A 20,765-nucleotide genomic window follows, 5' to 3' on the forward strand; every position below is an offset into this window, starting at 1 on the left:
TCATGCCCTCTTCTTGACGTAAGTGAACACAGGTTGGTTGTCCCCCGACATCAACCTGAAGGCTGACGGCGGCTCGTCCCCGAGGGTGTGAAGCTTGTCGCACGCGGTTGGGAGGGCTCCGGGGGCGTGTCACGCTTTGAGACGCCCCTGCTCCACGACCCGGGGACCTCACCGAGGCCTCGAGGGAAGGACGGTCGACGACGATGTCTGCCAGCGCCGAAGAACCCGCCCCCTACGGCACCGGACCCGCCGCCAAGCCGGCGCCGGGCCGGAAGGTCCGCGTCCACCACCTGCGCGAGCTCAAGGAACGCGGCGAGCCGTGGCCCATGCTCACCGCGTACGACATGTACACCGCCGCGCTGTTCGACGAGGCCGGGATCCCCGTGCTGCTCGTCGGCGACTCCGCGGCCAACAACGTCTTCGGCTACGACACGTCGCTGCCGGTGACGGTCGACGAGCTGCTGCCGCTGGTCCGGGCGGTCACGCGGTCGGTCAAGCGGGCCCTCGTGGTCGCCGACCTGCCGTTCGGCTCCTACCAGCTCTCGCCGCAGCAGGCGCTGGAGACGTCCGTGCGGTTCATGAAGGAGGGCCGCGCGCACGCCGTGAAGCTCGAAGGCGGACGGCGGTTCGCCGCGCACGTCGAGGCGCTGACGTCGGCCGGCGTGCCGGTGATGGGCCACATCGGGTTCACCCCGCAGAGTGAACACAACCTCGGCGGCTACCGGGTGCAGGGGCGCGGCGAAGCGGCGGACGTGCTGCTCGCCGACGCGCTGGCGCTGCAGGAGGCCGGGGCGTTCGCGGTGGTGATGGAGATGGTGCCCGCCGAAGCCGCGAAGCGCGTCACGGCGGAGCTGAAGATCCCGACGGTCGGCATCGGCGCCGGCCCGGACTGCGACGCCCAGGTGCTCGTCTGGCAGGACATGGCCGGGCTGCGGCGCGGGAAGGCACCGCGGTTCGTCAAGCGCTACGCCGACGTCGCGACGGTGCTGCAGAACGCGGCGACGGCGTTCGCCGAGGACGTCCGGCGCGGCGAGTTCCCGGCGCCGGAGCACGCGTTCCACGACTAGTCCCGAGCGCCCCAATGTGGCGTTGGTTGCGTCAGACGCACCCAATGTGGCGTTCGGTGCGTCTGACGCACCGAACGCCACATTGGGGCGCTGGGAAACCTTCGTCATCGGTGCTTGAACCGTTCCGCGAGTTCCGGGTCGTTCTCCCACCACAGCCCCGACGTCGATGCGGCGCCCGAAGCGGCTTCTTCGTCCAGCTGGACGTCGATCTGCTTCGCGCGCCGCTCGTCGTCGCGGGCCCAGCGGACGAACAGCGCCACCACGAACGGCAGGCCGGCGACGTCGCCGCCGATCCACAGCACGCCCGCGCCGATGATCTGGTCGGTGCGGGGGTCCGGCCCCCGGCCCGGGTGCGCGGCCGCGTAGTGCGCCGGCGCCAGCAGCGGCCCGAGCCACAGCACCAGGCCGAGCGCACCGTCGAAGACGACCTCGGTGAACGCGATCCACACCGACACCAGGTGCGGGTCCGCCCGGGGCGTCGGGTCGAGCCCCAGCCGCGTCCAGAAGTACGTGAAGCCCGCGAGCACGAGCGCGAGCCGGACCAGGCCGTCCGCCACCGGCGACCGCAGCACCAGGTCGTAGAGCGGGGTCAGGTACAGCACGAGCACCGGCACGACCAGGGCGAGGGTGACGACCGGCGGGAACGTCAGCGCGCGGGCGAGCGGGCCGCGGCCGTGCCTGCGCAGCCAGGTGGCGGGGCGCGTGTCCAGCAGGAGCCGGATCGGCGAGCCCAGGGCCAGCAGGAGCGGCGTGACCATCAGCAGCGTGATCGTCTGGACCGCGCGGACCCAGAAGAACGTCGTGTCGTAGACGGCCAGCGGCGAGCAGGTGACGGCCACGATCGTCGCCAGGCCGGTGAGGAACGCCGTCGTGCGGCCCGGCGGCCACCCGCGTCCGCGCGCCGCACGGACGTAGAGCACACCGAGGACCAGGACGACGGAAACCGCCGGGACGTCGAGCGTCAGCGGCACGTCACACCGCGAAGAAAATCAGGCTGCCGATTCCGGCGACCACGCAGTAAATGGCGAAGGGGGTCAGAGTACGCGTTTCGAAGTAACCGGTGAGGAACCGGACAGAAATGTACGAAGCGACCCCGGCGACGACGCTGCCGACGAGGGCCGGCCCGAGCGAAGCGTGGTTCTCCGGCGCGAACAGCGTCGGCATCTTCAGCACGCCAGCCGCGAGGATGACCGGGGTGGCGAGCAGGAACGCGAAGCGCGCGGCGTCCTCGTGACCGAGCCCGCGGCGCAGCCCGGCGACCATGGTGATGCCCGAGCGGCTGATGCCCGGCAGCAGCGCGAGGATCTGCGCCGCGCCGATCAGGACGGCCTCGCCGACGCGCAGCTTCGCCAGCCGGACGTCGGTCTTCTCCTCGACGCTGACGGCCCGCATGACCAGCGTTTCTTCGGCCGAGAAGTCCACGGTGTCGTCCTCGGCCGCGGGTGGCTTCCGGGAGAACTTCTCGGCGGCGTAGAGGACCCCGCCGTTGAGCGCGAGGAAGATCGCCGACGGCACCGGCTTGCCGAGGAAGTCGCGCAGCAGCCCTTCGAGCAGCAGGCCGGCCAGCCCGACCGGGATGGTGGCCAGCACGAGCAGCCACGCGAGCCGCTGGTCGGGGGTGCGGACCTCGCGGTGGCGCAGCGACGTCCACAGGCCGCCGATGATCCGCACCCAGTCCTTCCGGAAGAACAGCACGAGCGCCAGCGCGGTGGCGACGTGCATCGCGACGAGCACCGCCAGGTACGGGGAGTCCTTGCCGATGCTCAGGTCCTGCTGCCACTGGCCGCCGAGCCAGGCGGGCAGCAGGATGCTGTGGCCGAGACTGGACACCGGAAACAATTCCGACACCCCCTGCAAGGCGCCGACGACAATCGCCTCGAGATAGGTCACCGCGGACATTCCGAGCCTTTCCGTACCACTTTTCGAAACCCCGACACCGGAACGTACCGGCCCATTCGTTAACGGCCGGCAAGGGGCATGGTTCCGCTCAGCCTCCTCTCAGCAGGCGTTCACATATATGAACTTCAATCATGTTCTTGACTGACGTTCGGTCCTTGGCTTAGCGTTTAGCCCGTCGCCGCCACGACGACGATTCGAACCTCGACGAGGAGGACGGAAATGCGCGTGCGGACCACCGGCCGTCGTGACCGCACCGACGGTGCCGCTTCCTCGAACCCGGCCGTCGCCCCCGCTTCGGGCGGCTGACGGCACACGGACCGGGAGCCCGCTCAGCCCGGCGGCGGGGGCGGGCTCCCACCTTGCTTGGTCGTCGTCCCGGCACCCGGCGGCGGGGCGTCGGGGCGACGGCCAGGTCCCTCCGGCAGAGTGTCGGGCATGGACGAGCTCTACCCGCCGATTCCCCCGCGTGCCGAAGGGTTCCTGGACGTCGGCGACGGCCACCGGATCCGGTGCCAGGAGGCGGGCAACCCGGCCGGGAAGCCGGTCGTGGTGCTCCACGGCGGGCCCGGCAGCGGGATCGCGCCGATGGCACGGCGGCACTTCGACCCCGCGGCCTACCGGATCGTCCTGTTCGACCAGCGCGGATCGGGCCAGTCGACGCCGGGCGCCGACGACCTCGGCGCCAACACCCTGTGGCACCTGGTCTCCGACATGGAGGCCCTGCGCGAGCGGCTCGGCATCGAGCGCTGGCAGCTCTTCGGCGGCTCCTGGGGCGCGACCCTCGCGCTCGCCTACGCGCAGACGCACCCCGCCCGCGTCAGCGAAATCATCCTGCGCGGCGTCTTCACCGTGCGGCGGAGCGAGCTGGACTGGATCTACCGCGGCGGGGCCGCGAACCTGTTCCCGCGCGAGTGGGAGGCCTTCCTCGCCCCGATCCCGGCCTCTCTGCGCGATGATCCGCTGGCGGCGTACGCCATCCTGCTCGACGACCCCTCCGAGGAGGTCCGGCACCGCGCGGCGGTCGCGTGGAGCACGTGGGAGGGCGCGACGGTTTCCGTTCAGCCGCAGGAGTCCTTCGTCCGCCAGTACGCGGAACCGGCGTTCGCGCTGACCTTCGCGCGGCTCGCGGTCCACTACTTCCGCCACGGTGCCTGGCTCGACGACGGCCAGCTGATCCGCGACGCGGGGAAGCTCGCCGGCATTCCCGGCGTGATCGTGCAGGGCCGCTACGACACGGTGTGCCCGCCGACCACCGCCTACGAGCTGCACCGGGCGTGGCCGGACTCGAAGCTGAAGCTGCTGGAAGGCGCCGGGCACGCCGTGACGGACCCGGGCGTGCTGGCCGCCCTGCGCGCGGCGACGGACTCATTCCGCCAGTAGCACCGAGAACACCTGCTCGAGTTTCTTTTCGAGGACAGCTTCGTCGGCGCGGGCGAGCTCGGTGCTGCCGATGAGCGTGCGCAGGATCTCGGCGGCGCGCGGGTTGGGCGCCGACCGCAGCATGAGCAGGAACGGGTCGAGCCGCCCGGCATCCGGGGCGGTGCGGCGCACGAGCGCGGCGGCGATGTCCGCGGCGAGCGTCGCCGGGTCGTCGGTGAGCACGGTCCGCTCGGCCATCGCCGCCTCGACGACCTCGGCGAAGAGACCTTCCTTCGAGCCGAAGTAGCGGTTGACGAGCAACGCCGTGACGCCCGCGGCCTGGGCGATCTCGCGGACGCCGACGCCGTCGTAGCCCGAGCGCGTGAAGGCGCCGAGGGCGGATTCCAGGATGGCTTCGCGGGTGGGAAGGTGCCCGATGGACCTCGAAATCACTGGTAAACGCGCGTTGGTGACCGGCTCCAGCGCCGGACTGGGTGCGGCGATCGCCCGGTTGCTCGCCGCCGAGGGCGCTTCGGTGGTCGTCCACGGCCAGGACGCGGACCGCGCCGGGAAGGCCGCGGCGGAGATCGGCGCGGCCGAGGTGGCGATCGGCGACTTGTCGACCGATGCGGGAGCGGACGCCGCGGCCGGCGACGTCGACATCCTGGTGAACAACGCGGGCTCGTACGACCACCTGTCGCGGGCCGAGGCGACGCCGGAGGGCTGGACCGCGACGTACGAAGCGAACGTCGTCTCGGCGGTCCGGATGATCCACCGGTTCGTGCCGGGCATGCGCTCGCGCGGCTGGGGCCGGGTGGTCCAGATCGGCGGCGGGGCCGGCGATCCAGCCGATGGCGATGCAGCCGCACTACACGGCGACGCTCGCCGCGCGGCACAACCTCGCAGTGTCCCTGGCACGGGAGCTGAGCGGGACGGGCGTGACGTCGAACGTGGCGGCCCCGGGCGCGATCCTGGTGGCTCGGAGGAGATCGCGGCGGCGGTGGGGTACCTGGTGAGCCCGGCGGCGGACTACGTCAGCGGCGCGACGATCCGCGTGGACGGCGGCACGATCCGGTCGGTGCACTAGAGCCGGCCGCCCGACGCGGAGTCGCCGGACAGCCGCTGGGCCAGGTACACCGGGACCGTCGACACCACGATCAGCACCGCCGCGACCACGTTCACGATCGGCGCCTGGTTGGGCCGGAACAGGTTGTCGTAGATCCAGATCGGCAGCGTCTCCATGCCCGTGCCCAGGGTGAACGTCGTCACGATGATCTCGTCGAACGACAGCGCGAACGCCAAGAGCCCGCCCGCCAGCAGCGCCGAGCGCAGCATCGGGAACGTCACCAGCCGGAACGTCGTGAAGCCGGTCGCACCCAGATCCATCGACGCCTCTTCGAGGTTGCCGCCCATCCGGCGCAGGCGCGCGACGACGTTGTTGAACACCACCACGATGCAGAACGTCGCGTGCGCGATGATCGCGGTCAGCAGGCCGAGGTCGATGCCGAGGATCGTCCGGAACGCGTTGTTCAGCGCGATGCCCGTGACGATCCCCGGCAACGCGATCGGCAGGATGATCAGCAGCGACACCGGATTGCGCCCGAAGAACCGGTAGCGCTGCAACGCGAACGCCGCCATCGTGCCCAGCACCAGCGCGATCGCCGTGGCCGCGAGACCGGCCTCGACGCTCGTCCACAGCGCGTGCAGCGCCCCTTCGTTGGACGTCGCGCGGCTCCACCACTCCAGCGTGAAGCGGGTCGGCGGGAAGCCGAACGTCGTGTCCGCGTTGAACGAGTTGAGCAGCACCACCAGCAGCGGGAAGTAGATCACCGCCAGGCCCAGGCCCAGCGCCGTCCACAACAGCACCCGAGACGTCCGCATCGACCCGCTCCTAGAGGTTGTCCAGTGCGCCGGTGCGGCGCACCGCGGCCAAGTACACGAGCATGATCACGACCGGCACCGTCGCCACCGTCGCGGCGAACGGCAGGTTGTTGGCCGCGCCGATGTTGTCGTAGACGACGTTGCCGAGCATCTGGGACGTGCCGCCGACGATCTTCACCGCGATGTAGTCGCCCAGGGACAGCGAGAACGTGAAGATCGAGCCCGCCACGATCGCCGGGAACGTCAGCGGCAGGATCACCGACCGGAAGGTCCGGAACGACTTCGCCCCGAGGTCGCCCGAGGCGTCCACCAGCGAGTCCGGCAGCCGGTCGAGACCCGCGTAGATCGGCAGGATCATGTACGGCAGCCAGAGGTACGACAGCGTGATGATCGTGGCCGTGACGCCGTAGCCGGGCGAAAGCCGGCTCAAGGCGCCGTTGCCGGACAGCATCGAACGCCAGGCGTAAGCCTTGACCAGGTAGCTCGCCCACAACGGCGTCATGATCGCGATCACCAGGATGCGCTGGGCGCGCGGCGACGCGAGCTTGGCCATCGCGAACGCCATCGGGAACGCGATGACGGCGTCGATCACCGTCACCAGCGCCGCGATCCCGACCGTGCGGAAGGTGATCGTGCGGTACACGGCGTCGGTGAACAGCGTCGTGAAGTTGTCCAGCGACCACTCGATCACGACCTGGCCGGTGAACGCGTCGGTGTGCCAGAACGCCGTGACGAACAGCGCGGCCAGCGCGCCCAGGTAGGCCAGGCCGAGCCAGAGCAGCGGCGCCGAGAGCAGGAAACCCAGGCGCAGCTTGGGCTTCCGGTAGAAGAAGGCCGACAGGGCGGTCATCGCACCTCGCAGGGAAAGGTCCGGCGGCGGCGGGCGGAGTGGGGGGACACAGCCCGCCGCCACCGGGGTTCTGAGGGGGTCAGCCCTTGATCTCGGTCCAGGCCTTCGTCCACTCGCCGTAGTCCTTGCACTTGACGTCCGTGCGGCCGTCGAGGCACTGCGGGATCGGCGTGGTCCAGTACGCGATCTTCGCCGCGTACCCGGCGTCGTTGGCGTGGTAGGTGTCGCAGAGCGTCTTGTCCGTCATCTCCGCGCACGCCTTCGTGTTCGCCGGCGCTTCGCCGAAGTACTCGGCGACCTGGGCGTTCACCTTGGGGCTGACGATGTAGTCGAGCCACTTGTACGCGCACGTCTTGTGGGCCGACTTCGCCGCGACCATCCAGGTGTCCGACCACCCGGTCGCGCCCTCGCTCGGCACGGCCGACTCCAGCGGCGCGCCCTCGCCCTTCGTCAGGTTGACCGTGACCTGCCAGGCGGTGCCGACGACGGCGTCGGCGTTCTTCAGCGCCTGGGACTCCTTGAGGTAGTCCGACCAGTACTCGGACACGAGCGGACGCTGCTGCTTGAGCAGGTTCACCGCGGCGGTGAACTGCTTGTCGTCGAGGGCGTACGGGTTCTTGATGCCCAGGTCCGGCTGGTGCGCCTGCAGGTACAAAGCCGCGTCGGCGATGTAGATCGGCGAGTCGTAGGCGATCACCTTGCCCTTGTAGGGCGAGTTCGCGTCGAACATCACCGACCACGACGTCGGCGCCGGCGTCACCTTGTCGGTGCGCCAGGTCAGCAGGTTCGCGCCCCAGCCGTGCGGGATGCCGTAGGAGACGCCGCCGACGCTGTTCCACGGCTTGTCCTTGAGGAACGGCTGGACGTCGGCGTAGTTCGGCACCAGCGCGGTGTTCACCGGCTCGGCGTCCCCGGAGGCGACCAGCCGCAGCGACGCGTCACCCGAGGCGGACACGACGTCGTACTGCCCGGTCTTCATCAGCGTCACGGCCTCGTCGGAGGTCCCGAACGGCTTGACGTTGACCTTGCAGCCGGTCTGCTGCTCGAAGGGGGTGACCCAGTTGACCTTCGGGTCGTTGGAGCCGTTCTCCGCGTAGCCCGGCCAGGCCAGCACGTTCAGCTGCCCTTCCGGCTGGCCGAGCGCCTTCAGCGCCTCCAGTTTCGGCGGGGTGAAGCCCTGTGCGCCGGGCGGCGCGGACGAACTCGTGCCCGACGTGCCACATGCAGCCAACAGCAGGCTGGCGCCGAGGAGCCCGGCAAGCCGCGTCTTCCTGTTCTTCATGGCATCCCTTCCTTCGGGCTCACTGCCCGGGAACCTGGAAACTGTGTTCGTGGCGCCAGCTGAGCCGGACCCGCCCGTCGGCGAACGTGGCGCCGCCGTCGGCGTTCTGCCGGACGACCGAGAGCTGTCCCCCGGCGTCGAGCGCGACCGCGTACCGCACGGTCGCCCCGGCGTAGACGACGTCGGTGACCGTGCCGGTCGCGCTGGTCTCCCCCGCCGCGGCGGGTTCGGACAGCTCGCCGTCGATGCGGATCTTCTCCGGCCGGATGCTGAACAGCCCAGGCCGGCCGATCACCGACTCCGCGCCGCGACCGCCCAGCAGGTTCGACGTCCCCACGAAGCCCGCGACGAACGCGCTGGCGGGGCGTTCGTAGACCTCCTCCGGCGCGCCGACCTGCTCGATCTTGCCGTTGCTGAACACCGCGATGCGGTCGCTCATGGTCAGGGCTTCGTCCTGGTCGTGGGTGACGAAGACGAACGTGATGCCGACGTCGCGCTGGATCTGCTTGAGCTCGATCTGCATCGCCTGCCGCAGCTTGAGGTCCAGCGCGCCGAGCGGTTCGTCGAGCAGCAGCACCTTGGGCCGGTTCACCAGCGCGCGGGCGAGCGCGACGCGCTGGCGCTGGCCGCCGGACAGCTGCGTGGGCTTGCGCGGGCCGAAGTCCTCCAGCCGGACGGTCTTCAACGCCTCGAGCGCCCGCTCCCGGCGTTGCTGCTTCGGGACGCGCTTGACGCGCAGGCCGTATTCGACGTTCTGCTGCACGGACATGTGCGGGAACAGCGCGTAGTCCTGGAACACCGTGTTGACGTCCCGCTCGAACGGTGCCAGACGGCTGACATCCCGGCCGTCGAGCTCGATCGTGCCCTCGGTGGGCAGCTCGAAGCCGGCGATCATCCGCAGCACGGTCGTCTTGCCGGAGCCGGACGGGCCGAGCATCGAGAAGAACTCGCCGGGCGGGATGTCGAGGTCGACGCCGTCGACCGCGTGGACGTCGCCGAAGTGCTTGCGCAGCCCGGAAAGCCGGATCGCGGGGCCGGCCGTCTCGCCCGGCGGCGCGGGGTCCTCGCGCGTCTCGGTGGGTGCTTGGTTGGGCATCGCCAGCCTCACAGTGCGCTCATCACGTGCTTGACGCGGGTGTAGTCCTCCAGGCCGTACAGCGAGAGGTCCTTGCCGTAGCCGGACTTCTTGAACCCGCCGTGCGGCATCTCGGCGACCAGCGGGATGTGGGTGTTGATCCAGACGCAGCCGAAGTCGAGCTTCGCGGCGAGGCGCATCGCGCGCTGGTGGTCGCGGGTCCAGACCGACGACGCGAGGCCGTACTGCACGGCGTTCGCGGACTTGAGCGCCTCGGCTTCGTCGGAGAACCGCTGGACGGTGATGACCGGGCCGAAGATCTCGTGCTGGCTCATCTCGTCGTCCTGCTTGAGCCCGGAGACGACGGTGGCCTCGTAGAAGTAGCCCTCGTCGCCGGCGCGGTGTCCTCCACAGTGGACGGTCGCGTGCTCCGGCAGCCGCTCGATGAAGCCCGACACCTTCTCCAGCTGGGCCGCGTTGTTGAGCGGGCCGTACGCGACGTCTTCGTCTTCCGGCTTGCCAGTCTTGGTGGATTCGGCCTGCCGGGAGAGCGCCGCGACGAAGGTGTCGTGCACCTCGTCGGCGACCAGCACCCGGGTGGCGGCGGTGCAGTCCTGGCCGGCGTTGAAGTAACCCGCGACGGCGATGGCCTCGGCGGCCGCTTCGAGGTCGGCGTCGGCGAAGACGATGACCGGCGCCTTCCCGCCCAGCTCCAGGTGCACGCGCTTGACGTCGTTCGCCGCACTGCGCGCGACCTCGATGCCGGCCCGGACCGAGCCGGTGATCGACACCATCGCCGGGATGTCGTGCTCGACCAGCGCGCGGCCGGTGTCGCGGTCGCCGCAAACGACGTTGAACACACCCGGCGGCAGGAACTCGCCGGCGATCTCGGCCAGCAGCAGCGTCGACGCGGGGGTCGTGTCGGACGGCTTGAGCACGACCGTGTTGCCGGCGGCGAGCGCGGGCGCGATCTTCCAGATGGCCATCAGCAGCGGGTAGTTCCACGGCGTGACCTGCGCGCAGACGCCGACGGGCTCGCGGCGGACGAAGGAGGTGTGGCCTTCCATGTACTCGCCCGCGGACCGGCCCTCGAGCACGCGCGCGGCTCCGGCGAAGAACCGCACCTGGTCCAGGACCATCGGGATCTCTTCGGCCATCGTGAGCGCGATCGGCTTGCCGGTGTTCGCGGACTCGACGCGGACGACCTCCTCGGCGCGGGCTTCGAGCGCGTCGGCGAGCTTGAGCAGCGCGAGCTGGCGCTGGGCCGGGGTCGTCGCGCGCCAGGTCTCGAACGCGGTCGCGGCGACCTGCAGCGCGTTGTCGACGTCCTCGGACCCGGCGATCGGCGCGGTGCAGTACGGGCGCCCGGTGACCGGGTCGATGATCTCCGCCGTCCGGCCCGACTTGGACTCGACGTACGCGCCGCCGACGTAGTGCTTCAGCTCCTGCACGGTGGACTCCCTCGGGGTTCGCGGGAGCTAAAACATATAAGTCCATATGTAATAGGACAAGAGGATCAGGCAAGATTGGTGCGAACGGGTACTCGACGGGTGAAGGGTCACGATGCGCAAGGGCATGTCGCACAGCGCGCGGTCCGCCATGTTCGCGCCGCTCGGCCAGGTCGGCCGGGCGGAAGCGGTGGCGGCGCGACTGGTCGACGCCATCACGCTCGGCCTGCTCGCCGACGAGGAGCAGCTGCCCAGCGAAGCCGACCTGGCCGCGCAGTTCGGTGTCTCGACCGTGACGGTCCGGGAAGCGCTCGTGGCCCTGCGGCAGCAGGGGCTGGTCGAGACGCGCCGGGGGCGCAGCGGCGGCAGCTTCGTCCGCGCGCCGGCCAACCCGCCGCCGGACGCGTGGCGCGAACGCTTGCGCGAGGTGTCGCTCTCGGACCTGCGCGACGTCGGCGACCACTACCTGGCGATCGCCGGGGCCGCCGCGAAGCTCGCCGCCGAACGCAGCTCACCCGAGGACGTCGCCCGGCTGCGGCTGGCGACCGACGACCTCCGCACGGCGCACGGCATCGACTTCACGCGGGCCGAGCGGCAGTTCCACCTGGAGGTCGCGGCGGCGGCGCAGTCACCGCGGCTGACGCACGAAGAGCTCCAGCTGCAGAGCGAGCGCGGCGGGCTGCTGTGGCTGCCGCTCGGGGCGCACCCGCACGAGGAGCACGCGGCGATCACCGCGGCGATCGCCTCCGCGGACGGCGAACTGGCCCGCAAGCTCACCGAGGAACACATCCTCGGAGCGCTCGACCGGCTCGCGGACGTGCACCTCGACCTGCTCGCCCCGTACTCTGCCGATGGTCACTGATCCAGCCACAGTCACGGCCGAATGGCTTCGCGGCAACGGTCGCGTACCGCGCGGAGGACGGCCTGCTTCCGGCCGGACCAGTGACTCCGCCCCACTCCGCGCATCGAGGTGAGCACCGTGAACGACACCCGCACGCTGGCCGGCGACGAGGTCGTCGAGCAGGTCTCGGCGTTGGTGGAAGGGGTCTTCGAACGGCTGAAGCCCCTGCTGGCGGCGGCCGAGTCGGTGCTGGCGGACGCCCCGGCGGCCGCGTCGCTGCACCGGATCCGGCCGCAGGTCACCGAGGCCCTGGGCGGCCTGATCGTCGGGGCGGGCTTCGTCAGCGCGCCGCGGGTGCTCTCGGATTCGGAGTTCGGTTTCGAGTGGTGGACCGGCCCTTCCGCGGACCCGGCCCAGCTGTTCATCAGCCTCGACCCGGGCAGCGAGAACTTCCTGGACTACACGCGCCAGTCGTGGTTCACGGTCCCGCGCGACACCGGGCGGCGGCACATCAACGGGCCGTACGTGGATTACCTGTGCACCGACGAGTACACGCTGACGTTCACGATCCCGGTTTTCTCGAGCGGTGCTTTCACGGGCGTGGTGGGAGCGGACGTGTACGTGCGCGAGTTCGAGCGGGCGGTCCGGCCACGGCTGCGGTCGCTGGGCCGCGGTGCGGCGCTGCTGAACGCACAGGGGCGGGTGATCGTGTCCAACAGCGTCCGCCAGCCGACCGGGTCGCTGGTGCGCGAGGCCGACGTCCCGGCGTGGTGGTCGGCGGGCGCGAAACCGGGTCCGGCGTTGCGCCGGTGCGGGGACTCGCCGATCGTCCTCGTCACCGGGGACTAGCGCCCCAATGTGGCGTTCGGTGCGTCCCACGCACCCAATGTGGCGTTCGGTGCGTCTGACGCAACCAACGCCACATTGGGGCGCTCGGGTCAGGACTGCAGCGCCACCCACAGTTCCGCGCGGACGCCCGGTGAGTCCAGGTCCCGGCCCAGCAGGTCCTCCGCCTTGCGGATCCGGTTCCGCAGCGTGTGCCGGTGCACGCCCAGCCTCGCCGCCGCGACGTCCCAGTGGCCGTGGTGCTCCAGCCAGCAGCGCAACGACGTCTCCAGGTCGCCGCGGCCGGTCTCGTCGTGCTCCCGCAGCGGCGCCAGCAACCCGTGGGCAAACGCTTGCGCCACCACCGGGTCGATGAGGGACAGCAGGCCCCGGCCCGTGTGCTCCGCCGACGACACGAGGATCTTGTCCTCGGCCTCCGCGGCCCGGGCCGCCAGCTCCGCCTGCTCCAGCCCGGCCGCGAAGTCCGCCGGGGCCACCGGTCCCGCGACGCCGCCGTGCAGGCCGCCGATCCGCAACGCCGCCTCGGCCACCGTGTCGACCACCGCGCCCGACCCGAACGCGACCACCGCCGAACCCGACGGCGCCGCGAACACCGCCTCGCCCTCCAGCGCGCCGAGCAGCTTGCGCCGGGCGGCCGGCGTCCCCAGGACCACCAGCACCGACCACGGCGACTCCGGCGGCTCGCCGCCCGTGGTCGCCAGCACCCGCAGCGCCAGCTCGTCCTGCCCACCGGCCAGCAGCTCGACCAGGCCGGACCGCAGCGCCTGCCGCGCCGCCGCCTGCGCGCGATCCTGTTCCAGCGCCAGGGAAAGCACCGAGACCGCCGTGTTGACGATGTGCCGCCCGGCCGTGTCGAGCGACGCACCGACCGCGAGCACCCGGCGCGCGCTGGTGTCCAGGGTCTGCAGCACGACTTCCTGCCCGTCGAGCGCCACCACGCGAGTACCGGTGCGAAGGCGCTCCAGCTCCTCACGCAGCGAAGCGCCGTACGCGCGTGCGCTCGCCGGAGCCGCTTCGGTGACGGTGGTGCGGTCGAAGAGCAGAACCCAGCCGTCGACGAGCTTCGCCAGCTTGCGCAGCACGCCCGCCGGCCCGCCCTTGCCGACCGCCGTGCGGGTCAGCTCCTGCTGGGCGCGGCCGATCCGGACCGTCGTGGCGTACTCGTCGGCCGCCACCGCCCGCGAGACCGCGCGGGTGATCGCGATGAACGGCGTCTCGCGCGGCACCTCCAGCACCGGCAGCCCCACTTCGGCCGCGGTCGAGACGAGCGAGCGGGGGACGAAGCCGTGGCTCAGCCCGACACCGAAGCCGAGCCCGGCGACGCCCGCGTCGACCAGCCGGCGCACGTAGGCCGGCGACGTCCCTTCGTCCAGCGCCAGCCCGGTGGTGAGCAGCAGCTCGCCGCCTTCGAGGAACGCCTGCGGGTCGGTCAGCTCCGTCGGGTGCACCCAGCCGATCGGGCGGTCCAGGAGGTCGTCGCCGGTCAGCACCCGCAGCCCGAGCGGGCGGTCGGCGGCCAGTCCGGCCAGCGTGAGTGCCATAACGGCCAATTCTACGCGCCTTCTTGTACGGAAAGGTCAGCTGACGGCCACCGCTCGGGGACTCATCCTGAGGACGTCCACCCACCCGCGTCCGCAGGAGCACGCCGTGACCGCAAGCACCACCGCCGAGCCGCAGGCCCCGGCGCCCCGGCAGCGCAGGCTGCGCACCGAGATCCCCGGCCCCGCCTCGCGCGAGCTGCAGGAGCGCCGCGTGAACGCCGTCGCCGCGGGGGTCGGTTCGGTGCTGCCCGTCTACATCACTTCCGCCAGCGGCGGGCTGCTCACCGACGCCGACGGCAACGTCCTGATCGACTTCGGCTCCGGCATCGCGGTGACCAACGTCGGGCACTCCGCGCCCGCGGTGGTCGACCGCGTCCGCAAGCAGGCCTGCTGGTTCACCCACACCTGTTTCATGGTCACGCCGTACGAGGGGTACGTCGAGGTCTGCGAAGCGCTGGCCGAGCTGACGCCGGGCGACCACGCGAAGAAGTCGGTGCTGTTCAACTCCGGCGCCGAAGCCGTCGAGAACGCCGTGAAGATCGCGCGGGTCGCGACCGGGCGCCAGGCCGTCGTCGTGTTCGACCACGCCTACCACGGCCGCACCAACCTGACCATGGGCATGACCGCGAAGTCGGTGCCCTACAAGCACGGCTTCGGCCCGTTCGCGCCCGAGGTCTACCGCGTGCCGGGCTCGTACCCGTACCGCGACGGCCTGTCCGGCCCCGAAGCGGCCGCCCTGGCCATCGACCGGATCGAGAAGCAGATCGGCGGCGACCAGGTCGCGGCGGTCGTCCTCGAACCGATCCAGGGCGAGGGCGGGTTCATCGAGCCCGCGCGCGGCTTCCTGCCCGCGGTTGCGGCGTGGTGCCGCGAAAACGGCGTCGTGTTCGTCGCCGACGAGGTCCAGACGGGCTTCTGCCGCACCGGTTCCTGGTTCGCGTCCACCGACGAGGACGTGGTGCCAGACCTGATCGCGACGGCCAAGGGCATCGCGGGCGGCCTGCCGCTCTCGGCGGTCACCGGCCGCGCCGAGCTCCTGGACGCGGTGGCGCCGGGCGGTCTGGGCGGCACTTACGGCGGCAACCCGATCGCCTGCGCCGCCGCGCTCGGCTCGATCGAGACGATGAAGGCCGAGAACCTCGCCGAGTCGGCGAAGCGGATCGAGAACGCCGTGCTGCCGCGGCTGCGTGCTTTGGCTTCGGAAACCGGCGTCATCGGCGACGTCCGCGGGCGCGGCGCGATGCTGGCCGCGGAGTTCGTGAAGCCCGGGACCACCGAGCCGGACGCCGGCCTCACCAAGCGCGTCGCGGCGGCCTGCCACCGCGCCGGCGTGGTGGTGCTGACCTGCGGCACGTACGGCAACGTCGTCCGGCTGCTGCCGCCGCTGTCCCTGCCCACCGACCTGCTCGACGAGGGCCTCTCGGTCCTCGAGCACGCAGTCCGCACGGAGGCTCGCGCATGAATTTCCCCTTCTGGGTCGGCGGAAAGCCGGTGACCGGCGGCTCGACGGCCGACGTCCGCCACTCCTTCGACGGCTCTCTCGCCGGGTCGCACCACGTTCCGTCCACTTCGGACGTCGAGGCGGCGGTCCAGGCCGCGCACGAAGTCGCCGACGAGTTCGCGACGCTGCCCGCGCACGTCCGCGCGGGGGCGCTGGACCACGTGTCCCGGGCCTTGGGCGAGCGGTCCGAAGAGATCGCGTCCCTGATCACGGCCGAGTCCGGCAAGCCGCTCAAGTGGGCGCGCGGCGAGGTCGGGCGTGCGGTCTCGACGTTCCGCTGGGCCGCCGAGGAGGCCCGGCGTTTCTCGGGCGAGCTGCAGCGCCTGGACACCGACCCGGGCGGCACCGGGCGGCTGGCGCTGGTCCGGCGGGTCCCGCGCGGCCCGGTGCTGGGCATCACGCCGTTCAACTTCCCGCTGAACCTGGTGGCGCACAAGGTGGCCCCGGCGATCGCGGTGGGCGCGCCGATCGTGCTCAAGCCCGCGCCGGCGACGCCGCTGACGGCGTTGCTGCTCGGCGAGATCCTGGCCGAGACGGACCTCCCGGCGGGGTCGTGGTCGATCCTGCCGGTGGACAACGAGACGTCGTCGAAGCTGGTCGAGGACCCGCGGCTGCCGGTGGTGTCGTTCACCGGCTCGGTGCCGGTCGGCTGGGCGATCCGCGACCGCGTGCCGCGCAAGCACGTGGCACTGGAGCTGGGCGGCAACGGCGCGGTCCTCGTCTGTCCCGATTGGACGGACCTGGACTTCGCGGCGCAGCGGATCGCGACGTTCGCGATGTACCAGGCGGGGCAGTCGTGCATCTCGGTGCAGCGGGTGTACGCGCACACCGACGTGTACGACGCGTTGGTGGAAAAGGTGCTTGCGCAGGTTCGCGCGTTGCGCACCGGCGATCCGCGCGCGGAGGGCGTGGACGTCGGCCCGCTGATCAACCTCGACGCGGCCGCGCGAGTCGAGTCATGGGTTTCCGACGCGGTTTCCGCCGGCGGCAAGCTTTTGACCGGCGGTTCGCGCTCAGGTGCTTCGGTGGAGCCGACAGTGCTCGCGGACGTCCCGGAGGACGCGTCGGTGATGGCCGAGGAGGTGTTCGGGCCGGTGGTCTCGCTGGTCCGGGTCGCTTCGGTGGCCGAAGGGGTCGAGCGCGTCAACGCGTCGCGCTTCGGCCTGCAGGCGGGCGTGTTCACGCGCGACCTGCCGACGGCGTTCGAGGTGTCGGCGGCCCTGAAGGTCGGCGGGGTGCTCGTGGGTGACGTCCCGAGCTTCCGCGCGGACCAGATGCCCTACGGCGGGGTCAAGGACTCCGGCGTGGGCCGGGAGGGCCCGGCGTCGGCGATGGCGGACTTCACCGAGGAGCGGGTCACGGTCCTCACCGGATTGACGCTCTGAAATCGCTCGCTCCCCGCTCGGCCCCGGCGTAGGTTTCGGGGCCGGGCGGGGAGGGCTCATGACACTGGCGCGCAAGGGTTCACGGCACATCACCGTCGACGGCACGGACTACCGCTGGACCGTCCGCCCCCAACCGACCTACTCGCAAGGGCTCGGCGCGACGATGACCTTCGCGGTCGAACTCGCCGAACACCCCGGCGCCACGCTGGTCGTCGACACCGGACGGCCGCGGCCGGACAACTGGCTGCACCTGCCGACCGAGCCGGTCCGGCCGGCCGAGGTCGCCGACGGGATCCGCGCCGCGCCGGCCCGCGGTTTCGCCTTCACAGCCCGGCCAGCGCCTCGGTCAGGGCGGCGTGGGCGTCGACCAGCGAAGGCCCGTACCACGTGAGGTGGCGGCCCGAGACCAGGACGTACCGCGCGTCCGGGAAGTGGTCCGGGCCGTCCTCCTCGGTGAACAAGTACGGCTCGTCCGGCAGCACCAGCAGGTCCGCGTCCGCCGCGAAGTGCGCGCGCAGCTCCTCGACATCCGGCCGCGGGTAGCGCTCCTCCGACGCCGCGTAGACGTTCGCCACGCCGACGCGGCGCAGGACGTCGCCGCCGAACGTCTCGCGGCCCAGGACGATCCACGGCTTGCGCCACACCGGGACCACCGCGTGGAACCGCGCCGGCCGGACTTCGCGCCAGACCTCCTCGGCCTCGACCAGCCAGTCCGGCTCCTCGAGCTCGTACGCCTGGGTCAGGATCCGCCGCAGCGACCCCAGCGCCGCCGGGACCGTGGCCGACGCGGCCATCACCCACACCGGGATCCCGTTGGCGCGCAGGCGTTCCACGTCCTCCTGGCGGTTCTCCTCCGAGTTCGCCAGCACCAGGTCCGGCGCCAGCTCCAGCACGTCGTCGATCTTCGGGTACTTCGAGCCACCCACTCGCGGGACGTCCAAGGCAGCCGGATGCGTGCAGTAGTCGGTCGCACCGGCGAGCCGGCCGGGCGCGCTGACCTCGACCGCTTCGGTCAGCGACGGCACCAAGGACACCACGCGGGACGCCGGGCCGTGCACCGGCACCGGCTCCCCGAGGTCATCGACGAGATGCGTCATGCGCGTTCGAACGACACCTTCCGCTTTTCGACGTCGACCGCGGTCAGCCGGACGCCGATCCGCTCCCCCGCGGTCAGCTTCTCCCCCGCGCACTTCGCCATCACCGTCGGGTCCTCGACCAGGATCTCCGCCTTGTTCTCGTCCGCGCGCAGCACCACCGCGCTGAACTCGCCGCCGATGTGCTCGGCCAGCACCCACGCTTCGACCTGGTCGATGCACGCCCGTTCGACCTTCGCGGCGAGCGTGTCCGACGCCGTCATGCGGTCCGGGACGTCCGCGAGCGCCGCGCGCACCCACGCCGGCACCTCGCGCCCGGCCGAGACGGCGAGGCAGATCTCCGTGGCGAACCGGTCGACCAGCCGCCGGATCGGCGCCGTGACGTGCGCGTACGCGCCGCCGATGCCCGCGTGCGTCGTCAACGCGGGCAGCTCGCCGTCGAACGCCGTGTAGCCCGCGCCGCGCAGCAGCCGCGTCGTGTCGGCGTAGAGCGCCATCGACGCCGGCTGCCCGGGGTCCAGCCGGGACAGGAACTCCGAAACCGTCGCCTCCGGTGCCCAGCTGATGCCCAGCGCTTCGGCCGACCGGCGCAGCCAGTCGACGGCTTCGGGCTCCGGGTCGGGCAGCGTGCGCAGGACGCCGACCCGCGCGTCGATCATGATCCGCGCCGCGGCCATCCCGGTGAGCAGCGAGATCTCGGCGTTCCAGGCGTCGACGGCGGTGCGCGGCCGGCGGGCCAGCACCCAGCCGCCGTCCGGGTTGCCGCTGATCTCCTGCTCCGGCAGCTGCAGCTCGACGGCGCCGCGCCGGACGGCCAGCTCGCGCCGTCGCCGTCCCAGCTCGGGCAGCGCGGCCACCGAGGGGTGCGGATTGCCGGCGTCGAGCGCGGCCTGGACCGTCTCGTAGTCGAACTGCTCGGTGGACCGGACCAGCGCGCGGCGCACCCGCGTCGCGGTCGGCTCACCCGCCTCGTCGGTCTCGATGGTCCAGAGCACCGCGGGCCGGATCTCGCCGGGCAGCAGGCTCGCCGCGCCCTCGGACAGCACCGGCGGGTGCAGTGGGACGTTCCCGTCGGGCAGGTAGAGCGTCTGCCCGCGCAGGCGCGATTCCCGGTCGAGCGAGCCGCCGGGCGGGACGAACGCGGCCAGGTCGGCGATCGCGTAGTGCACGCGGAAGCCGTGCGCGGTCCGCTCGACGACCATCGCCTGGTCGAGGTCCTTGGAGCCGGGCGGGTCGATGGTGACGAACGGCAGGTCCGTCGCGTCCTCGCGCGGCCCGGCGCTCGCCAGCGGGTCGAGCACCGCGGCTTCCGCCTCGGCCAGCACCTCGGGCCCGAACGACTCCGGCAGCGAAAACTCGGCACGCAGGGGGCCGAAGTCCCCGCCCGCCGAGTGTGTCCTGATCACGAGGGGAGGCACCCCCCAACCCTAACCCTCGAAGGGCCCGATGATCGCCCGATCGGGCGCGGGCCGGTCGGGTGTACGTTGTCTTCGCAGTAATGAAAACCGTCTTCATTCTCAGAAGGGTCCCGACGTGAAGATCGCGTTCGTCGGCAAGGGCGGCAGCGGGAAGACCACCTTGTCGTCGCTGTTCGTCGCGTACCTCGCCGATGCCGGCCGGCCGGTGCTGGCCATCGACGCCGACATCAACCAGCACCTCGCGGTGGCGCTCGGCGCGACCGAAGAGGAAGCGCTCGCCTGGCCGACGCTGGGCGACAACATGGCCCTGATCAAGGACTACCTGCGCGGCGACAACCCGCGGATCGCGGACGCCGCGTCGATGATCAAGACGACGCCGCCGGGCCGCGGGTCACGGCTGGTCCGGCCGTTCGAGGACAACCCGGTCTTTTCGGCGTGCTTCCGGCAGCTGGGCGGTGTGCGGCTGGGCGTCACCGGGCAGTTCGACGAGGACGACCTGGGTGTCAAGTGCTACCACTCGAAGGTGGGGGCCGCGGAACTGCTGCTGAACCACCTGGTCGACGTCGAGGGCGAGTACGTCGTCATGGACATGACGGCGGGCGCGGACGCGTTCGCGTCGGGACTGTTCACCCGGTTCGACGTGACGTTCCTGGTGTGCGAGCCGACGGTGCGCAGCGTGGGCGTGTACCGGCAGTACGCGGACTACGCGCGCGACTTCGGCGTGCGGCTCGTGGCGGTGGGCAACAAGGTCACCGACGCCGAGGACGTCGAGTTCCTGCAGGAGCAGGTCGGCGGGGCACTGCTGGGCTGGATGTCGGCGTCACGCCACGTGCGCGCGGCGGAGCGCGGCACGGCCCGGCCGATCACCGAGCTCGAGCCGCGCAACCTGGAGACGCTGTCGTCGATGCGCGCGGCAGTCGACGCGGAGCAGCGCGACTGGGCGCGCTACCAGCGTCAGGCGGTCGAGTTCCACCTGCGCAACGCACGGGCGTGGGCCGGCGCCGACCTGGCGTCCCAGGTCGACCCGGAGTTCGTGCTGGGCCCGGGGCTGTCGGTCTAGTCGTCGTTCCAGGCGGCGTCGGCGGCGTCGGCCTGCCGGGTGCGTTCCTTGGCGATGTCGAGCGCCCGGCGGGCGGTGGCCTCGTCGGGGTACGGGCCGAGCAGGTCGATGCTGCGGCCGCGTTCGAGGTGCTCGACCTGGTTCGTGCGGGTGTTGTAGTACCACCCCTGGTCCGGGTTCGGGTCGTTGGACATGGTCTTAGATTCGCATCCCCGGGC

General features: G+C 71.5%; 21 protein-coding genes. 9 read left to right on the forward strand and 12 right to left on the reverse strand.

Annotated elements, in window-relative coordinates; genetic code table 11:
• Positions 1-203: 203 nt before the first annotated feature.
• Complete coding sequence (panB, locus tag QRX60_RS05250; protein ID WP_285999667.1) at positions 204-1,067, forward strand: 3-methyl-2-oxobutanoate hydroxymethyltransferase; 864 nt, start codon at positions 204-206, stop codon at positions 1,065-1,067.
• 104 nt (positions 1,068-1,171) lie between these two features.
• On the opposite strand, the gene QRX60_RS05255 is transcribed toward panB, so the two are convergent.
• Both QRX60_RS05255 and QRX60_RS05260 read right to left on the reverse strand, forming a co-directional pair.
• Positions 1,172-2,038 (reverse strand): cytochrome c oxidase assembly protein, encoded by an 867-nt coding sequence (locus QRX60_RS05255; RefSeq protein WP_285999668.1) that lies wholly within the window; start codon positions 2,036-2,038, stop codon positions 1,172-1,174.
• A gap of 1 nt (position 2,039) precedes the next feature.
• On the reverse strand, positions 2,040-2,966 hold the full coding sequence (locus QRX60_RS05260; protein WP_285999669.1) for an undecaprenyl-diphosphate phosphatase: 927 nt from the start codon (positions 2,964-2,966) through the stop codon (positions 2,040-2,042).
• A 435-nt stretch (positions 2,967-3,401) separates the two neighbouring features.
• Between QRX60_RS05260 and pip the strand changes: the two genes are divergently transcribed.
• Positions 3,402-4,346: a prolyl aminopeptidase gene (pip, locus tag QRX60_RS05265; protein WP_285999670.1), complete on the forward strand. Its 945-nt coding sequence runs from the start codon at positions 3,402-3,404 to the stop codon at positions 4,344-4,346.
• Here pip and QRX60_RS05270 read toward each other — a convergent pair.
• Positions 4,332-4,778 carry a TetR/AcrR family transcriptional regulator gene (locus QRX60_RS05270; protein WP_285999671.1) on the reverse strand — a complete coding sequence of 149 codons (447 nt, stop codon included), beginning with the start codon at positions 4,776-4,778 and terminating at the stop codon, positions 4,332-4,334. The genes pip and QRX60_RS05270 overlap by 15 nt on opposite strands.
• On the opposite strand from QRX60_RS05270, the gene QRX60_RS51435 reads away from it, so the two are divergent.
• Positions 4,762-5,412 carry an SDR family NAD(P)-dependent oxidoreductase gene (locus QRX60_RS51435; protein ID WP_332845826.1) on the forward strand — a complete coding sequence of 217 codons (651 nt, stop codon included), beginning with the start codon at positions 4,762-4,764 and terminating at the stop codon, positions 5,410-5,412. The two genes, QRX60_RS05270 and QRX60_RS51435, sit on opposite strands and share 17 nt — an antisense overlap.
• On the opposite strand, the gene QRX60_RS05285 is transcribed toward QRX60_RS51435, so the two are convergent.
• The 5 genes from QRX60_RS05285 to QRX60_RS05305 all read right to left on the reverse strand — a co-directional run bounded on the left by QRX60_RS05285 (position 5,409) and on the right by QRX60_RS05305 (position 10,864).
• Positions 5,409-6,206 (reverse strand): ABC transporter permease, encoded by a 798-nt coding sequence (locus tag QRX60_RS05285; protein WP_285999672.1) that lies wholly within the window; start codon positions 6,204-6,206, stop codon positions 5,409-5,411. The two genes, QRX60_RS51435 and QRX60_RS05285, sit on opposite strands and share 4 nt — an antisense overlap.
• A gap of 10 nt (positions 6,207-6,216) precedes the next feature.
• The gene (locus tag QRX60_RS05290; RefSeq protein WP_285999673.1) at positions 6,217-7,056 is read right to left on the reverse strand and encodes an ABC transporter permease; all 840 of its coding nucleotides are present in this window, start codon (positions 7,054-7,056) and stop codon (positions 6,217-6,219) included.
• 79 nt (positions 7,057-7,135) lie between these two features.
• The gene (locus QRX60_RS05295) at positions 7,136-8,338 is read right to left on the reverse strand and encodes an ABC transporter substrate-binding protein (protein ID WP_285999674.1); all 1,203 of its coding nucleotides are present in this window, start codon (positions 8,336-8,338) and stop codon (positions 7,136-7,138) included.
• A gap of 19 nt (positions 8,339-8,357) precedes the next feature.
• Positions 8,358-9,434: an ABC transporter ATP-binding protein gene (locus QRX60_RS05300; RefSeq protein ID WP_285999675.1), complete on the reverse strand. Its 1,077-nt coding sequence runs from the start codon at positions 9,432-9,434 to the stop codon at positions 8,358-8,360.
• An 8-nt stretch (positions 9,435-9,442) separates the two neighbouring features.
• Positions 9,443-10,864, reverse strand: coding sequence for a gamma-aminobutyraldehyde dehydrogenase (locus QRX60_RS05305; RefSeq protein WP_285999676.1), 1,422 nt, complete (start codon positions 10,862-10,864; stop codon positions 9,443-9,445).
• Between the two features lie 112 nt (positions 10,865-10,976).
• Here QRX60_RS05305 and QRX60_RS05310 point away from each other — a divergent pair, with 112 nt between their 5' ends.
• Both QRX60_RS05310 and QRX60_RS05315 read left to right on the forward strand, forming a co-directional pair.
• Complete coding sequence (locus QRX60_RS05310) at positions 10,977-11,723, forward strand: FadR/GntR family transcriptional regulator (protein WP_285999677.1); 747 nt, start codon at positions 10,977-10,979, stop codon at positions 11,721-11,723.
• Positions 11,724-11,840: 117 nt separating this feature from the next.
• A complete protein-coding gene (locus QRX60_RS05315) occupies positions 11,841-12,551 on the forward strand; it encodes a cache domain-containing protein (protein ID WP_285999678.1) in 711 nt (236 codons plus the stop codon).
• 89 nt (positions 12,552-12,640) lie between these two features.
• Here the strand turns inward: QRX60_RS05315 and QRX60_RS05320 are convergent, their stop codons facing one another.
• Complete coding sequence (locus QRX60_RS05320; protein WP_285999679.1) at positions 12,641-14,089, reverse strand: PucR family transcriptional regulator; 1,449 nt, start codon at positions 14,087-14,089, stop codon at positions 12,641-12,643.
• Positions 14,090-14,195: 106 nt separating this feature from the next.
• On the opposite strand from QRX60_RS05320, the gene gabT reads away from it, so the two are divergent.
• From gabT to QRX60_RS05335, 3 genes are read left to right on the forward strand one after another with little or no spacing between them, the layout of a single operon-like run.
• On the forward strand, positions 14,196-15,551 hold the full coding sequence (gene gabT / locus QRX60_RS05325) for a 4-aminobutyrate--2-oxoglutarate transaminase (protein ID WP_285999680.1): 1,356 nt from the start codon (positions 14,196-14,198) through the stop codon (positions 15,549-15,551).
• Entirely contained in the window at positions 15,548-16,975 is a 1,428-nt protein-coding gene (locus QRX60_RS05330) for an aldehyde dehydrogenase family protein (protein ID WP_285999681.1), read from the forward strand. The genes gabT and QRX60_RS05330 overlap by 4 nt, the downstream gene beginning before the upstream one ends.
• Before the next feature lie 58 nt (positions 16,976-17,033).
• Entirely contained in the window at positions 17,034-17,366 is a 333-nt protein-coding gene (locus QRX60_RS05335) for a hypothetical protein (RefSeq protein ID WP_285999682.1), read from the forward strand.
• On the opposite strand, the gene QRX60_RS05340 is transcribed toward QRX60_RS05335, so the two are convergent.
• Together QRX60_RS05340 and QRX60_RS05345 are read right to left on the reverse strand one after the other, a co-directional pair.
• Entirely contained in the window at positions 17,299-18,072 is a 774-nt protein-coding gene (locus tag QRX60_RS05340; RefSeq protein ID WP_285999683.1) for a helical backbone metal receptor, read from the reverse strand. The two genes, QRX60_RS05335 and QRX60_RS05340, sit on opposite strands and share 68 nt — an antisense overlap.
• Entirely contained in the window at positions 18,069-19,475 is a 1,407-nt protein-coding gene (locus QRX60_RS05345) for an RNB domain-containing ribonuclease (protein WP_285999684.1), read from the reverse strand. The genes QRX60_RS05340 and QRX60_RS05345 overlap by 4 nt, the downstream gene beginning before the upstream one ends.
• Positions 19,476-19,602: 127 nt before the next feature.
• Here QRX60_RS05345 and QRX60_RS05350 point away from each other — a divergent pair, with 127 nt between their 5' ends.
• Positions 19,603-20,547 (forward strand): ATP-binding protein, encoded by a 945-nt coding sequence (locus QRX60_RS05350; protein ID WP_285999685.1) that lies wholly within the window; start codon positions 19,603-19,605, stop codon positions 20,545-20,547.
• Here QRX60_RS05350 and QRX60_RS05355 read toward each other — a convergent pair.
• Positions 20,544-20,741 carry a hypothetical protein gene (locus tag QRX60_RS05355; RefSeq protein WP_285999686.1) on the reverse strand — a complete coding sequence of 66 codons (198 nt, stop codon included), beginning with the start codon at positions 20,739-20,741 and terminating at the stop codon, positions 20,544-20,546. The genes QRX60_RS05350 and QRX60_RS05355 overlap by 4 nt on opposite strands.
• Positions 20,742-20,765 lie beyond the last annotated feature (24 nt).

The sequence above is a fragment of the Amycolatopsis mongoliensis genome, assembly GCF_030285665.1.
In the GTDB taxonomy this organism is placed as follows: domain Bacteria; phylum Actinomycetota; class Actinomycetes; order Mycobacteriales; family Pseudonocardiaceae; genus Amycolatopsis; species Amycolatopsis mongoliensis.

Bases quoted from the DNA above. Each gene is read 5' to 3' on its own strand.
- panB (WP_285999667.1), top strand. From the start codon at position 204: ATGTCTGCCAGCGCCGAAGAACCCGCCCCCTACGGCACCGGACCCGCC.
- QRX60_RS05260 (WP_285999669.1), bottom strand. From the start codon at position 2,966: ATGTCCGCGGTGACCTATCTCGAGGCGATTGTCGTCGGCGCCTTGCAG.
- pip (WP_285999670.1), top strand. From the start codon at position 3,402: ATGGACGAGCTCTACCCGCCGATTCCCCCGCGTGCCGAAGGGTTCCTG.
- QRX60_RS51435 (WP_332845826.1), top strand. From the start codon at position 4,762: ATGGACCTCGAAATCACTGGTAAACGCGCGTTGGTGACCGGCTCCAGC.
- QRX60_RS05285 (WP_285999672.1), bottom strand. From the start codon at position 6,206: ATGCGGACGTCTCGGGTGCTGTTGTGGACGGCGCTGGGCCTGGGCCTG.
- QRX60_RS05290 (WP_285999673.1), bottom strand. From the start codon at position 7,056: ATGACCGCCCTGTCGGCCTTCTTCTACCGGAAGCCCAAGCTGCGCCTG.
- QRX60_RS05295 (WP_285999674.1), bottom strand. From the start codon at position 8,338: ATGAAGAACAGGAAGACGCGGCTTGCCGGGCTCCTCGGCGCCAGCCTG.
- QRX60_RS05300 (WP_285999675.1), bottom strand. From the start codon at position 9,434: ATGCCCAACCAAGCACCCACCGAGACGCGCGAGGACCCCGCGCCGCCG.
- QRX60_RS05310 (WP_285999677.1), top strand. From the start codon at position 10,977: ATGCGCAAGGGCATGTCGCACAGCGCGCGGTCCGCCATGTTCGCGCCG.
- QRX60_RS05320 (WP_285999679.1), bottom strand. From the start codon at position 14,089: ATGGCACTCACGCTGGCCGGACTGGCCGCCGACCGCCCGCTCGGGCTG.
- QRX60_RS05330 (WP_285999681.1), top strand. From the start codon at position 15,548: ATGAATTTCCCCTTCTGGGTCGGCGGAAAGCCGGTGACCGGCGGCTCG.
- QRX60_RS05335 (WP_285999682.1), top strand. From the start codon at position 17,034: ATGACACTGGCGCGCAAGGGTTCACGGCACATCACCGTCGACGGCACG.
- QRX60_RS05340 (WP_285999683.1), bottom strand. From the start codon at position 18,072: ATGACGCATCTCGTCGATGACCTCGGGGAGCCGGTGCCGGTGCACGGC.
- QRX60_RS05355 (WP_285999686.1), bottom strand. From the start codon at position 20,741: ATGTCCAACGACCCGAACCCGGACCAGGGGTGGTACTACAACACCCGC.